Below are 13,048 nucleotides of genomic sequence, written 5' to 3'. Positions count from 1 at the left end.
GGGGGGGGCTGCCGCTGTGGTGGACACTGCGCCGGCAGTGGCGTCCGCTGACCTACCACGCGGCCAGAGCGATGCTGCTGCGGGTCAACGCGCTGCTGGGGGCGAACTGGTCACTGCACGACGTGCGGCACACGGCGGCATACCGGATGGCGCGTGACCCGCAGCTCCCGCTCACTCACGTGCAGTGGGTTCTCGGCCATGCGCACCTGTCCACGACGCAGATCTATCTCGCGGCCGGGCTGGAGGAGATCCTGCACGAGGTGCGCGCGCATCATGCCCGGCAGGCCGAGCGCCGTCTGGTGCCGCCGACGCCTCCGGCTTCTGGGTACAACCCGGCCAGTCTCGACGTGCTGTTCCGGCGGCCGATGTGAGCACGCCGCACCCGCCCGCGGTCAGCATTCTGGCTCCGGCGCGTCCTGGCACGGTGTCGTTGATGGGCGGCAGCCACCGGGTTTTGACGGCGGCCTTCCCTCCGAGGGATGTGCCCGTGTCCTGGGAGCACAGTGCCGAGACGTTCGATGCGACCTGCGACCTGCGAGCGGCTGGTGCGGGTGACGTTCAGTGACTCGGACAAGACCTCTGGGCATCGGATGCGCGGGGTGCGTCGGGTGCTGCGCTGGCTGGAGTCCTTCGAGGGGGACAGCTGGCAGGAACGGTGGGTGGCCTCCGGCTCGGACGCCCTTGAGCGTGCGTGGGCCGACCGTGTCGCGGACTGTCGACGACGCCTCAAAAGTGGTTCTGGATCACTTTCAGTGCCAGGGCCACGGAGGGTCACCGAAACCGCGATCATGAACGGCCTCGTGCGCTGAGGAGGACCCGTTTGCGGAGCAGGTCGAAGTTGGCGCGGCCGAACATCTGCCGTTTCAGCATCTTGATCTTGTTGTTGTGGCCTTCGACGGCGCCGGAGCTGTAGCGCAGGCTGAGGCCGGCGACGACGGCGTCGAGGTCCTGGCCGAGGCCGGTGACGAAGGTATGCAGGGCAGGTAGGTCGTCGGCCTTCACGCTCGTCATCCACTGGTCCAGGTCGTGGCCCTGGCGGTTGTTCATGAGCTCGGCGAACGCGCGGACGTGGTGTGCGGTGCGGTCGAGCGCGGGGCAGCGGGCCAGGATCTCTTTGAGTCGTTGGACTTGGTCGTCGGTGAGACGGTCGGGGTGGCGGGTGAGCCAGCCGGTCACGTCGCGCACGGATGGTGCCTTGCGGGGCGGGTCGAGGGGGAAGGCTTCGCGGAGCTGGTGGACGTATTTCTTCACGACGCTCTCGCCGCCGGTGTAGCCGCGCTCGCGTAGTTCCTCGAACAGGCGGCGGGCGACGGTGCATCCCTGGGCCCACCGCTGGTGGAGGTGGGGCTTGTAGGGGTCGAGGATGCTGGTGCGGCCGGTCCACTGGCCGACCAGAAGCTCGTCCGGGCTCGCAGCGTGGGCGAGACGGCGGACGGTGTTGCGGGCCAGTCCGAGGTCACGGCCGATCGCTCGCAGCCCAACTCCCTTGCGGAGGAGGGCATGGACGGCCGCGTGCTGTTCCCGGATCCGGTCGGACAGGCGGCCTGCGGTCCTCGGCCCCGGCGCGGCGTGCGGTTCGAGTTCCACCGTCATGGCCGCACGGATCGGTGTGGCGGCGGAGTCCTGCGGTTCGCGGAGCAGGGCGCGGTGCTGGACGACGGTCTTCTCGACGGCCTCGGCGAGGTTGGACCAGATGTGCCAGCGGTCTGCGACATGGACTGCTTCGGGGGCGCCGATCCGTCCGGCCTCGGCGAAGGCGGTCGAGCGGTCTCTGCAGATCACTTCGACACCGGGGTGATCGGTGAGCCACTGGGCCACCGTCGTCGTGGTCCGGTCCGGGAGCAGGTCGATGGGCTGGCGGGTCTCGATGTCGATCAGGATCGTGCCGTAGTTGTGCCCCTTGCGCAGCGCGAACTCGTCCACTCCCAGAACCCGCGGTGTGGTCGGTTCGGGCTCTGGCAGTCGGCGGATCAGCCGCAGCAGCGTCGACTTGCTCACCTGGGTCGTCAGGACCTCGGAGAAGCGGGCGCCGGCCCGACCGGCCAGCATCACCGCGAGGCGTTCAAGCACCTTCTGCAGACCGGTACTTCGCCGCCCGTGCCGGAACGTGAGCCCGTCGACCTGCTCGGCGAAGGTCGCCTGCCGGCAGGCACGTTCACGGCAACGCAACCGCCGCACCTGTAACTCGATCAGCACCCGACGGCCGCCGACCGCGCTGTCGGCGAGTCGGCGTACGTACCGGCTGTGAACCCGGGACGACAGCGTCCCGCACGCCGGACACGCGGCCTGCACCGCACCTGTCCGGGCCCGGACGGTCACCAACTCGCCTTCGGACACGGCGTTTTCGACCTCGACACCCTCGACCTGGTGGAACCACAGATCCCGGAGGAGCACATCACCCACAGCCGCTCATGATCGCGGTTTCGGTGACCCTCCGTGGCCCTGGCACTGAAAGTGATCCAGAACCACTTTTCGAGCGCCGCCGACACTTCTTGTCGGGTTTGCCCGCTCGCTCCCAGAAGCCGTTGTGGCCCACGCATAGGCCCTGACGAGCCGCTCCGAAGCGGCATCCGGCGATGGCGCAGGCGGTCAGCTCGGACCGCCCGACCGGATCGGCTCCGGGATCGGCGATGAACGCTTCAACGTCCGGGTTCCCGCGCCGTTGCCAGCGGTAGTAGTGGCCGCGGCAGAGCTGGCGGGTGCGGGGCTGGCGCGGGCAGCCGGGAACCCGGCAGGCACCCAGACCGAAGATCAGTTCCCCGGGTTCGGGGATGAACACATCCACCCGGAACGCCGGCCGGACGGCAGCCATCAACTTGCCCAGCAGTCCGGCGCCGGGAGACGGAACGGCGAAAGTCTCCTGGCTCACCAGCGCACCTCCCGGCCGGTCAGGAATCCTGCGGCCTCCAGAGCACGGCGGGCGTCCTCCACCGACAAGTGGCCGTAGATGTCGTGCGTGGTGGCGATCGAGGAATGTCCTAGCAAAGTACTGACCACTTCGATCGGCACCCCCTGCCGCAGAAGCAAGGTCGCTCGGGTATGCCGGAGCCAGTGGGGGTCGAAGTCGATGCCGGTGTCGCGGCGCAGTCGCAGGACGAGATCGTAGACGGACGCGTAGGTCAGCGGGCGCCCGTAGGAGCCACCCCACAGATTGACGAACATGTAGTCGCTGTCGAGGTCGCCGTACTCACCGTGGAGGTAGTCGGCGTAGAGCCGGACGATCTCGGGGCCGACGGGAACGGTGCGGGGCGATGCGGACTTGGCCCTCGCCCGGTTGTCGTTGACGCGCGGCATGGCGGTCAACTCGCCTTCTGCCGCAGCCAGATCCTCGTGCCGCAAGCCCAGAGCTTCGCCGATCCGGACCCCGGTCTCCCACAGCAGTGCGAACAGGAACCGGTCCCGCAGCCGGGTGCAGGCGTCCAGGATCGCCTGGACCTGGGCGACCGTCAGGATCGTCGGATGCGTGCGAGGCGTCTTCAGCTTGACCGTGCGACGCCGTTCCGGCTGGCCGCCGGCCAGGTGGTAGAGGAATGGCTTCCAGCCCGTGCGGCGGGCGCGGACCGGCTGCAACTCGGTAACAAGGTCGCCGAGATCCACTCCATGGCGTGCGTGGAAGACGTACAGACCGCTGACGGCGGAGAGCTTCCGGTTGACCGTGGTGACCCCGCAGTGATGCTCCGCCGAGGGTAGCAACGTCACAGCGCCATGCCGTCCCGCAGGCGGCAGCCGGAGCCAGGCAACGAACTCGCCCAAGTCCTCCAGCCGGACTTCACACCAGTCCAGACCGCGTCGGTCGAGGAAGACGAACCAGTCCTTCAGATCATGGGCGTATGCCTTGATCGTGTTCGGCGACCTCTCGATGTCGGTCAGGTAGGCGAGGTAACGCTCGATCGGCTCGACTATCCCGCTTTCATTACCGAGAACCGTCCATGACTCAAGCGACGAGTCGGGCATCAGCACCCGTTGCACCAGCACCAAACCTCCCGGGGGACTGCCTGGTGGACGGCGGTAGATAACCACCTCCACCACACAGATCGCCGCCCGTCCCAGGCTCGTGCTGCACGTCATGGACACGTTGCTGAAGACTCAAGAGAAGCTGGACGAACCGCTCCGGATACCCGAATTCGATCAGGTGTGTGATGTAGGTGTGCCGCAGACAGTGCAGCTCCAACTCGTCCGGAAGACCCGCGTGGTCGCGGATCGCAGCGAACACCTCGTCCAGCCGCCGCAGACCCAGACGCCCGCGTCGCTCGGTGACCCAGAGCGCCGGATGCGCTCCGGGCGAGAAGCCGCCGCGGACCTCGTCCACCCACTCTTCGAGGACCGGCACAATCCAGTCGACCTCCGGCACTGTGAGCACCGTGCGCCGTTTGGGCGGGCTGCCGCGCGCGGCCTTGCCGAACCGGACCTCCAGCGCGCCGAACCGCCTGTACTGCTTCGCGCGCGGGTTGTGCCGCAGATCCGGCAAGTCCAACATCGAGGTCTCGCGGCGCCGGGTGCCGTACGCGTACACCTGCTTGATCATCACTGTGTCCCGCCACGCGGCCAGCACCTCCTTGCGGCGGCGCTTGCGCTTCAACTCGACCAGGTCGTCTGCCGCGTCGAAGAGAGTCTGCAGTTCGTCGTAGGTGAGTGCCGGCCGTCCGGGCCGGCCCTCGTACTCGGCGACGTGGTCGGTGGTATTCCAGTCATGGCACACCTGTACCGGAGCCTGACCGAACACCTCGTCGCAGGCGGCTGCCCAGCCGTAGCGGCGGTCGCTGACGAACGCGCAGAACATCTGCAGATCGCCTTGCTGCCCTCGCACCGTCGAATGGGCCAGCGGCGAGGCACCCGACAACTGGTGGGAGAAGTACGCCTCAACGTCCTCCGGAGTCCACTCCCACGGGTACGTCGCCGTAAACAGCGCGAACCGCCGCACCAGGCTCAGCCGGTCGCTGATCGTCTTCTTCGCCAGCAGCCGACTCCGCCGCTGTTGCTCCCAACCCCGCAGCATCGCGTCGAACATCGTCGGCCCCGGATCCAGCGCCCGCACATTTCCCGGAACGATCAGCCGAAACGTGCCCGGTACGTCGGCAGTCTGCTCAGCTACTCCCACGGTTGCACCTGATGCAACATCGTGGCGTTGGACCTGCCAGTCCGTGTGTTCTTCCTCCGCCCAGTGGCCGCAGCGTTCTATGACGCCGCCGGTCGCGTGCGGGGCGACCGGCGGGGCGGAGGCAAGGGTGAGCTCTCCGAGGCAGACCTCACTGCCCCAGGCGGCGACCGGGATGCCGAGGGGGACCTTTGCCCACGAGCGGCGCACGGAACTCTCAGCGACTGCGCTGTTGTCGTTACTGGCCCGGTTCCTGCAGCGCGAGCCGGCCTCGAGGCCCGTACACATCAGGTGCTCGGACCCACCGGATGCTGGTACACCCCGAAGGGAAGGTCGCTGTCCTCTAGGACCACGGCTGAGACCGGAGAACTGCCGCTGAAGTAGGCGTCGCATGCGGCCTTCACACCGGGGAGCCCGTTCCAGGCGGCGGGGTTCGCGTGCATGTCGGCGTAGTCGTCGATGATGAGGATGCCGCCCGGTGCCATGCGCGGTACGCAGTACTGAAGGCTCGTCATGATGGAGTCGTAGAAGTCGCCGTCCAGGTATCCGAAAGCGATCCTCTTCGGTAGTTCGGTCGGCAGGGTTTCTTCGAACCATCCGGCGTGTATGACCGGGCACGTCTTTCCCCACCTGGCGTGGACGGCCCGTACCTCGTCGGGTGTCGTCACCAGCTCTCCCTCACCCACGTGGTCGGAGTCGGACGCCCCGGGCGCGGGCAGTCCCTGGAAGGAGTCGTACACATGCATCTCGCGGTGGGGCTCGTCGTGCAGGTCGAGGATCGAACGGACCCAGACGGTCATCGCTCCGCGATGGCATCCCAGCTCGACGAACGCACCGTCTACGCCTGCTGTCACGACCTGCTCGACGTAAGGCGTTATCGCTTTCAGCCTGTCGTGGGAAATGGTCAGCGAGTGCTCATTGACCAGCCATTCACGCAGACTTTTCAGTGACTCATCCATTGGACCTCCTCAGGCTTGACGGCGTTCACAGGAGTGCTGCGAGGGAACGACGGTCGATCTTCCCTGAACGCAGCCGTGGGATCTTGTCGATCTGCTGGATTTGCAAGCCGATCGAGTGCCCGTCGAGCCGCAGCTGGACATGGGCGACCAACTCGTCAGTGGGCGGTCCTTCCGTCGCCGCCACGTAGTAGGCCGTGACCGCGTCGCCCCGGCGAGGGTCGGGGCGGGCCACGGCACAGGCCTCGCGGACACCGGGGTGCTCCTCGAGCCAGCGGTCGATCTCTTCGAGGGAGACGGAGAGCCCGTTGCATTTGGCGACGTTCTTTTGGCGGCCGACCAGGGTCAGCCAGGGTCCGCGCGCAGGATGGGCGGCCTCAAGACAACCGATGTCACCGGTCTTGAGCCAACCGCTGCCCAGGGCCTCATCGGTGGCCGTGTCGTCTCCGAGGTAGCCGGTCATGAGGGAGTGCCCGCGGATACCGACCTCGCCCGTGGCGCCGGGCCCCAGCGGAATGCCGTTCGCGCTGAGGATCGCGACCTCGCAGCCGTGCACGGCGTGGCCCACTGCGGGAATCCCGACACCCAGCACGTACTTCTCGTACTCCGGCCCGAGCATGTCGATGGGCATAGTGGTAGCGAAGTTCATGCATTCCGAGAGGCCGTAGCCTTGAACCACTCGGTAGCCGCGCTCATACACCAGTGAGACCGTTCGGGCCGTCAACGGAGCAGCAGCGCTTACCACGTACCGTAGATCCGGCAGGGTCGGCCAGCGCCGCAACTCGCACAGAGACTGCAGCAGGCTCGGCACGGTCGTCGCCCGCTGGGCACCGTAGGCTGCGAGGGCGCGCAGGTAGGTCAGCGGGTCGAACTGCTGGAAGAGCAGGCAGGTCCCGCCGCTCAGGAGAGTGGCGAGCACGCCGAAGTGCAGCCCGTTGACGTGTGAGATCGGCAGCGCGCATGCCATCGTCTGCCCCTGGCCCATCTCATGATGGCGGATCGTGGCCAGCACATTGACGAGCACCGCGTAATGGCTCTGGGCCACCGGTTTGGAAGCCGCCGTCGAACCAGTCGTGAACAGGACGAAGGCCGTCGGATAGGGATCGGTCCCCAGATCACCCAGCACCGGGTCGTTGCGGCGCAGCGGTCCGTCCGCCGGGGTGTCTTCGATGATTGCGTCACAGAGCAGGGTGAACTGCTCCTCGCGCCGGCCCACAGGCTCGGCAGCGTCAACGATCACCGCGGCAGCGCCGGACTCCAATACCGCCAGTATGTCCACGACACTGGCGATCGTGTTCGTCACCGGTACACCGATGTGGCTTGCTCCACTGGTTCCGTTCCACCGGAGCCGGTCGGCACGGTCGGTCACCAAGCGCATCAGCGCCCGGAAGCCGACGCGTGCCATCTCGCGGCCCATAGGATCGATCTCGACCAGACAACAGGTGTCTCCGTACCGCTGTGCCGCCACCCTCAGGTGGGTACCGATCGTCTGAGGCGCGATCAGCGGCTCGGTCCAGTTGGCGCCTTCATGGACACGGGCCGCGGATGTACTTGGGAGCATCCGGCTCACTTCTGACCCGCAGCTTCGGCGCCGGCATGGTCGTCTGTCCAGTGCCGACGGGGGCGCGGCAGCGCCGACTGAGTGCTCACTCTCTCGCCTCGGTGCCGGTCGAAGAACCGGTCCACGAAGCTGTCCGGCCAGTGCGCCTCTTGACGATCGAGTGCCCCGTAGGCGTCCAGGTAGCGCAGATCGGCCGGACGTAGGCGCCGAAGCAGCTCGGGATCGTACACGCCGGGTTCGAGGAGGTCCCCGAAGTGCAGGCTGAAGTACAGCTCAGGGGCGATCTCATACGTTTCGGCACGCTTGATCAAGGCGTCCTGGTCCAGAGTGTCCTGCACGCGGAGGTACCACTGCGCGAGGTCGATGAACCTGATCAGACAGAGGTCCTTGCCTGAACGGATTGAGCTCAAAGTGGTGGCTTCCCGGTATAGATGCACGCCGAGATCGATGAGCATGTCCTCGTCGCTGGGTACCCATGCGTACTCGCTCGCCAGGCTCACGCGCTTGGCCCGGGACCGGAAGTCCTCGGCGGGGATGCTTTTGCCGCTGGCGGGTTCCATCAGGTCGCGGCGCAGGTCGACGGAGAACATGTCGACGTACGGATCGCTGGTGGGGCGCAGGAAGGGCGGCAGCGCGGTGACGTTGAGCTGCCAGAACAGCGCCGTTTCGCGGTCGAGTGGCTCCACGGTCCGGCGGTCGAGAGAGTCGCTGCCCTGGCGGTAGCCGAGCCGCCGCATAGTGCTGATCAGCTTCTCGCTCTCCTCGGCCGTGACGTAGAGATCCATGTCCTCCATGTAGCGCATGGCCGGGTCCGGGTAGACGTACTGTGCGAGGTAGGAGCCCTTGCGTACCACCGGGGAGAGCCCGTCGGCGGCGAACGCGGCCAGCAGGTCCCGTCGTTCGCGCTGCCACGCCTGGGCACGGCCGTGGTTGTAGAGGTAGGTGGCCCGCAGGGTCGAACGCCGGACCGTGCCGAGCGGGCCGAGGCACTGGCGGTCGAAGTTCCGTGCCACCAGACCCAGGACCCTGTGCCGGGTGGCCAGATCCAGGAAGACACCCCAGTCGAGCCGCGGCTGCGTCGAGCGCAAGGCCGCCAAGGCACGCTGGACATGCTCCTGCCCCATCGAGAGTCGGGCCGTGCAGAAGAGCAGTTGAGCCTCCAGGGACTTCGGCCACCAACGGTCGCCGCCGCCGATGGCCGCCGGCGATGGGCTGGCTGCGACCACGGCGCTGGGCCGCCCGTCCTGCGTGGCTTCGGTGGGCAGTTGACGGCAGTGCTCCACCAGATCGCACACGGATCCCAGCGTGGTGAAGTTCGCCGGCGTCAGATCCTCCAGATCGAACTCGATCCCGAAGCGGTCCTCCAACCCACTGATGAACCGTGTGAGCAGCAGCGAGTCGACACCCAGGTTCCTCAGAACGGATGACCCGGTGCAGGTGTCCGCGCCGGGTGCGTCGTTGCCCTCGTCGGCCAACAGCTCGATCAGCAGGCCGGTCACGGTACTCAGTGTCTGCTGGGATTCCGTGTGCATGTAGTGGCTCCTTCGAAAGCCGGTCAGGCGTGGCGGATGGCCCCTCGGACCCCGCGAAGCGGAGCGAACGCGGTCGCGGCTACCAGAAAGCGCGGATCCAACGCCGCCCATACTTCAGCGAGCAGCGCGGCCGCGTCCTGAGCCGAGGTGGACAGGTCCAGATGACGCCGGGAGGTTGACACGTGCTCGCCGTCCGACTCGTAGGTGCTCAGCAGTACCGCCTGTCCGACGGCCAGTGCGCCGAGTGATGCCACAACGGTGTCGGCGCTCTCGCGCTCACCTTCGGGTCGGCGCGTTGCGCCGAACCAGGCACGGCCGTCGATGCGGTCCACGACAGCGGTGATTCGCGGTGTGTAGATGGGAGGATCCGGTTCGTAGCTGAGCTCTTCCAGAGCGCTGCTCGGTGCCAGGCCCTTCACCAGGCGGCCTGCGACCTCCGCCACCTGCTCTCCGTTGCCATACACCGTCCACCGTTCGTCGGCGGTCGCGGCGATGTAGTGCCGCAGGGCGTCATGGTTCTGCGCGCCAACCGGCACCACGGCCGTCTCGCCGGCCTCGGTGCTCTCGATGCGCCGGGCCCGAGAGGAGTCGCTGCGCCCGGTGAGTGCGTATCCGGCCGTCAACTCACCGTCGAGGGTGCGGGCCAGCAGAATCAGCCGACCGGGGTAGGGGTTGTGCTGCAGTGCTTCCAGGATGGATGTCATGTCTCAGCGCCTTTCTGATGCAAGCCTGATGCGAGATCATCCAAGCGGAACAAGGAAGTCAGTGTCATACCGAGGCGTGTCAGCTCCTCGGCGGCGCCTTGGCGGCGATCGAGGATGACGAAGACGCCGACCACGTGGTGGCCCGCCTCTCGAAGCGCCTCCACACACCGTCGGGCGGCTGCGCCGGTGCCTGCCACGTCGTCGACTACAGCGAACCGCGATGTGTCCGGGACCGGGCTGGTCAGCAGACCGGGAATCCCGTAGTCCTTCGGTATCCGGCGGATGCCGCGCGACTCCAGCACCCGGCCGTGGCGGACACCGGCGAGCGCCACAGCAGTAGCGAGCTGGGCACCGGCGGCCACTTCTCCCGCCACCAACTCTGCCCCGGTGCGCGCGATCCTGTGGAACAGCTCATCGGCAAGCGCGGCGAGCAGCCGTGGTTCCCCCAGGACCCGATGGCCGTCGAAGTAGTTGTCGAGCAAGGTGCCGTCTCCACGCTTGCCGGGGCGGAACGGGTGGCGAGCCAGCAGGGTTTCGACCAGATCCCCGGTCACAAGGCCAGTCTCCCCGCCGTCTCCCGGCTTTCCAGCAACGCGGTGATCTCGGAGTGCACCCGGGCGAGAGTCTGCTCGATGCCCAGTGCGTCGGTGTCCAGCCCGATCAACTGGCCGTCTGTCACCAGCCGCTGGAAGCCGGCGTAGACGCCCTCCATGTGAGCGAGGTCGATCGGGCGGTCACGTTCCGCAGCCCGTTCCCGGATCCGCTTGACGGCCACCTCGACGGGACTGTGTACGAGCACCGACAGGTCCGGTTTCGGGAGCATGCCGACCGTTTCGCGGAACCAGCCCTCCAGGCGTTGGCCGCGGGCCAGCGCGTTGGCGACCGTGGTGTAGATGTAACGGTCGCAGATGACGACGCGACCGGCTGCCAACTCGGGGAGGATGGCCGCCCTGGCGTGGTAGAGACGGTCGCCGAGCGTGACCAGGTACAGAGCGCGGTGCACGGCGGGATCGTCGCCGCCCCGTTCGGCGAAACCGCGGAAGACATCCGTCGCGCGAGCGCTCGGTGTGGGCTGGAAGGTGGTGAACACCTCCCGGTTCTCGGCTCGGAGCGAGGCCGCCAGCCCGTTCACCAACGTGGTCTTGCCGGCGCCGTCCGTCCCCTCCACCACGATGAACAAGCCGGGTTCGTGGTGCGGCTGCATCGTGTCGAGGAACTGCACGTCCCCGCGCCCCGACGGGAGATGAGAGGGCTGATGAACCGTCACCCCGTCTGCGGACACTTCGATCTCGATCAGTGAACTGACCGGCAGCCCGAGCCGGTCGAGCGCCTGACGTCCACCATTCCCCGCCTTTTCCACGACCACGGCAATCTCACCGACTTCGGCACCGATCTGCCGGACCGCAGAGACCAGAGAGACCAGCGTGCCGCCAGTCGACAGCGTGTCGTCCACCAGGCAGACGCGGTCGCCCGGTTCGACACCGTTCACATACAGATCGCCCTGCGCGTACTCGCTCACGAAACCGACCCGATGCCCGGGCACTGCGTAGGGATAGGCCCTGGCCATCGCCAGCGGGATCCCGGTCTCCAGCGCTAGAGCGGCGCCGATGACGGCGCCCTTCTCCTCCTCGACAAGGATCTTGGTACACCCCGTCAGGTCGAGGGCGCACCGCAGCCTTTCGACCACATGGCGCAGCAACTGGGGGCGCAAAGCCGGGATGTGATCACACAACTCGTTGACCGTGGTGAGATACCGGCCGGAGTCGAGCACACCCGCTGCGGCGTAGACGTCTTCCAGCATGTTTTTTTATCGGCCTTCCAGGAGATAGCGGATCTGTGCGCGGTCTGGTTTGCCTGCAGAGGTGCGTGGGACGGCGTCGGTCAGTTCCCAATGGCGCGGGATCGCGAAACCGCTGAGGTGTCCCCGGAGGTAGCCGGTGAGCTCCCGTACGGTGGTGGCGCCAGGGGCCATCTCGATCAGCGCGGCTACTGTCTCGCCCCGGTACGGGTCCGCGACGCCGACCACGACCGCCTCGTTCACAGCGGGATGGTCGAGCAGACACTGCTCCACCTCGACTGGGCTGACTTTCGCACCCCCCACGTTGATCAGCAGCTTTTCGCGGCCTGCCAGGTGCAGCAGTCCCAGTTCATCGACGAATCCCAGGTCCCCGGTGTCGGTCCCCCGGATCGGGGCGTCGCCCCGAACGGGGATCGGCACCCGTCGGCCACCCGCAGTCAGGTACTCCGTCGGGTTCGCCGGGCGGTCGACCAGGATCCGGCCCACGGATCCCGACGCCATCGGCCGGCCGTCGCCGTCCACCACATGGATGGCGACCCGTGGAATCGGTGTCCCCACGGACTCGGGACGCTCGGTTGCACGGTCCAGGTTGACGGTGGCGATGCCGCCCTCAGAGAGGCCGTATTCCTGGCAGATGGCCACTCCCGTGGTCTCCAGCCACGCCCGCGCCCATGAGGAGTGCAGCGGTGCCCCACCGCACAGCGGAAAGCGCAGCCCCGGCAGTCCAGTTCGGCGCACCTGCTCGGTACCCGCCAGGGCACGCAGCACGTAGGGAGTGCCCGCGATCGTGCCTGGCCGGTGGCGGAGGGCCAGTGTGGCCATGACGGCCGGGTCGTAGCGGGGGAGGAGAATGCTCGGGGCTCCCGCAGTCAGTGCTCCGAGGAGCAGCCCGGAGGCGAAACTGTGCGCCACCGGAGTGCCCATCAGCACGGCATGGGCTGCGTCCAGATCGAGGGCCTCGGCGACGGCGGCCGCTTCGTCGCGCAGGTTGGCGTTGTCGCGCGGCACTCCCCGGGCGGTGCCGGTCGTACCGGAGGTGAGGTGCACCAGAGCGGTGTCGCCGGCGTCACCAACTCTGTGGCTGGAGAGGTGCACGTCTCCTGCGCCGCCACGCAGCAAAGCGGTCGCGCCCAGGTCTTCAGACAGTGCCGTCGCCGAGGCGACGGGCATCGCCTCGGGAAGCGCAAGCACCGCATAGCCACTGACTCGCAAGGCGAGGAAGTCCACCACCCACAGGGCGTTGGCCTGCCGGTGCAGGGCGAGCAGCGGCACCCGGCCCTTCGGCCGCTCGGGCAGCTCCGCGGCACGGTTCCGGACGGCCTGCTCCAACTGCGCCCAGGACAATGTGTGTTCCGAGTCAGCCAATGCGAGCGCGGCAGGGCGGCGACTTGCGTGCTCCCGT

At 67.5% G+C, this 13,048-nt stretch carries 12 protein-coding genes; 1 reads left to right on the top strand and 11 read right to left on the bottom strand.

Annotated elements, in window-relative coordinates; all coding sequences use genetic code 11:
- Positions 1-371: site-specific integrase (locus OO70_RS48220; RefSeq protein WP_043687291.1), on the top strand; the 371-nt coding region annotated here is incomplete at its 5' end.
- Positions 372-786: 415 nt separating this feature from the next.
- Here OO70_RS48220 and OO70_RS48215 read toward each other — a convergent pair.
- The 11 genes from OO70_RS48215 to OO70_RS48170 all read right to left on the bottom strand — a co-directional run bounded on the left by OO70_RS48215 (position 787) and on the right by OO70_RS48170 (position 13,011).
- Entirely contained in the window at positions 787-2,403 is a 1,617-nt protein-coding gene (locus OO70_RS48215) for an ISL3 family transposase (protein ID WP_043687257.1), read from the bottom strand.
- The gene (locus tag OO70_RS55080) at positions 2,396-2,869 is read right to left on the bottom strand and encodes a hypothetical protein (protein ID WP_158711647.1); all 474 of its coding nucleotides are present in this window, start codon (positions 2,867-2,869) and stop codon (positions 2,396-2,398) included. Before OO70_RS55080 ends, OO70_RS48215 begins: the two co-directional genes overlap by 8 nt.
- Positions 2,866-3,954, bottom strand: a complete 1,089-nt coding sequence (locus OO70_RS48210) for a tyrosine-type recombinase/integrase (RefSeq protein WP_199827549.1) — start codon at positions 3,952-3,954, stop codon at positions 2,866-2,868. Before OO70_RS48210 ends, OO70_RS55080 begins: the two co-directional genes overlap by 4 nt.
- On the bottom strand, positions 3,935-5,098 hold the full coding sequence (locus tag OO70_RS48205; protein ID WP_234337123.1) for a tyrosine-type recombinase/integrase: 1,164 nt from the start codon (positions 5,096-5,098) through the stop codon (positions 3,935-3,937). The genes OO70_RS48210 and OO70_RS48205 overlap by 20 nt, the downstream gene beginning before the upstream one ends.
- Before the next feature lie 284 nt (positions 5,099-5,382).
- Entirely contained in the window at positions 5,383-6,054 is a 672-nt protein-coding gene (locus tag OO70_RS48200; RefSeq protein WP_043687252.1) for a TylF/MycF/NovP-related O-methyltransferase, read from the bottom strand.
- 25 nt (positions 6,055-6,079) lie between these two features.
- Positions 6,080-7,612 (bottom strand): class I adenylate-forming enzyme family protein, encoded by a 1,533-nt coding sequence (locus OO70_RS48195; protein ID WP_043687249.1) that lies wholly within the window; start codon positions 7,610-7,612, stop codon positions 6,080-6,082.
- Positions 7,613-7,617: 5 nt separating this feature from the next.
- Positions 7,618-9,144 (bottom strand): nucleotidyltransferase family protein, encoded by a 1,527-nt coding sequence (locus tag OO70_RS48190; protein WP_051742396.1) that lies wholly within the window; start codon positions 9,142-9,144, stop codon positions 7,618-7,620.
- Between the two features lie 23 nt (positions 9,145-9,167).
- The gene (locus OO70_RS48185; protein ID WP_051742395.1) at positions 9,168-9,848 is read right to left on the bottom strand and encodes an IMP cyclohydrolase; all 681 of its coding nucleotides are present in this window, start codon (positions 9,846-9,848) and stop codon (positions 9,168-9,170) included.
- Positions 9,845-10,402, bottom strand: coding sequence for an orotate phosphoribosyltransferase (locus tag OO70_RS48180; protein ID WP_043687247.1), 558 nt, complete (start codon positions 10,400-10,402; stop codon positions 9,845-9,847). Before OO70_RS48180 ends, OO70_RS48185 begins: the two co-directional genes overlap by 4 nt.
- Positions 10,399-11,649 carry a dTMP kinase gene (gene tmk / locus OO70_RS51940; RefSeq protein WP_063749788.1) on the bottom strand — a complete coding sequence of 417 codons (1,251 nt, stop codon included), beginning with the start codon at positions 11,647-11,649 and terminating at the stop codon, positions 10,399-10,401. The genes OO70_RS48180 and tmk overlap by 4 nt, the downstream gene beginning before the upstream one ends.
- A gap of 6 nt (positions 11,650-11,655) precedes the next feature.
- Complete coding sequence (locus tag OO70_RS48170) at positions 11,656-13,011, bottom strand: class I adenylate-forming enzyme family protein (RefSeq protein ID WP_158711646.1); 1,356 nt, start codon at positions 13,009-13,011, stop codon at positions 11,656-11,658.
- Between the last annotated feature and the right edge of the window lie 37 nt (positions 13,012-13,048).

Source organism: Streptomyces xylophagus (assembly GCF_000716435.1).
Taxonomy (GTDB): domain Bacteria; phylum Actinomycetota; class Actinomycetes; order Streptomycetales; family Streptomycetaceae; genus Streptomyces; species Streptomyces xylophagus.
The sequence above is the reverse complement of the archived record's forward strand: the minus strand, read 5'-3'. Positions and strand labels throughout refer to the sequence as shown.

Coding starts and splice junctions, on each gene's coding strand:
- OO70_RS48210 (WP_199827549.1), bottom strand. CDS start 3,954: ATGCCCGACTCGTCGCTTGAGTCATGGACGGTTCTCGGTAATGAAAGC.
- OO70_RS48200 (WP_043687252.1), bottom strand. CDS start 6,054: ATGGATGAGTCACTGAAAAGTCTGCGTGAATGGCTGGTCAATGAGCAC.
- OO70_RS48195 (WP_043687249.1), bottom strand. CDS start 7,612: ATGCTCCCAAGTACATCCGCGGCCCGTGTCCATGAAGGCGCCAACTGG.
- OO70_RS48190 (WP_051742396.1), bottom strand. CDS start 9,144: ATGCACACGGAATCCCAGCAGACACTGAGTACCGTGACCGGCCTGCTG.
- OO70_RS48185 (WP_051742395.1), bottom strand. CDS start 9,848: ATGACATCCATCCTGGAAGCACTGCAGCACAACCCCTACCCCGGTCGG.
- tmk (WP_063749788.1), bottom strand. CDS start 11,649: ATGCTGGAAGACGTCTACGCCGCAGCGGGTGTGCTCGACTCCGGCCGG.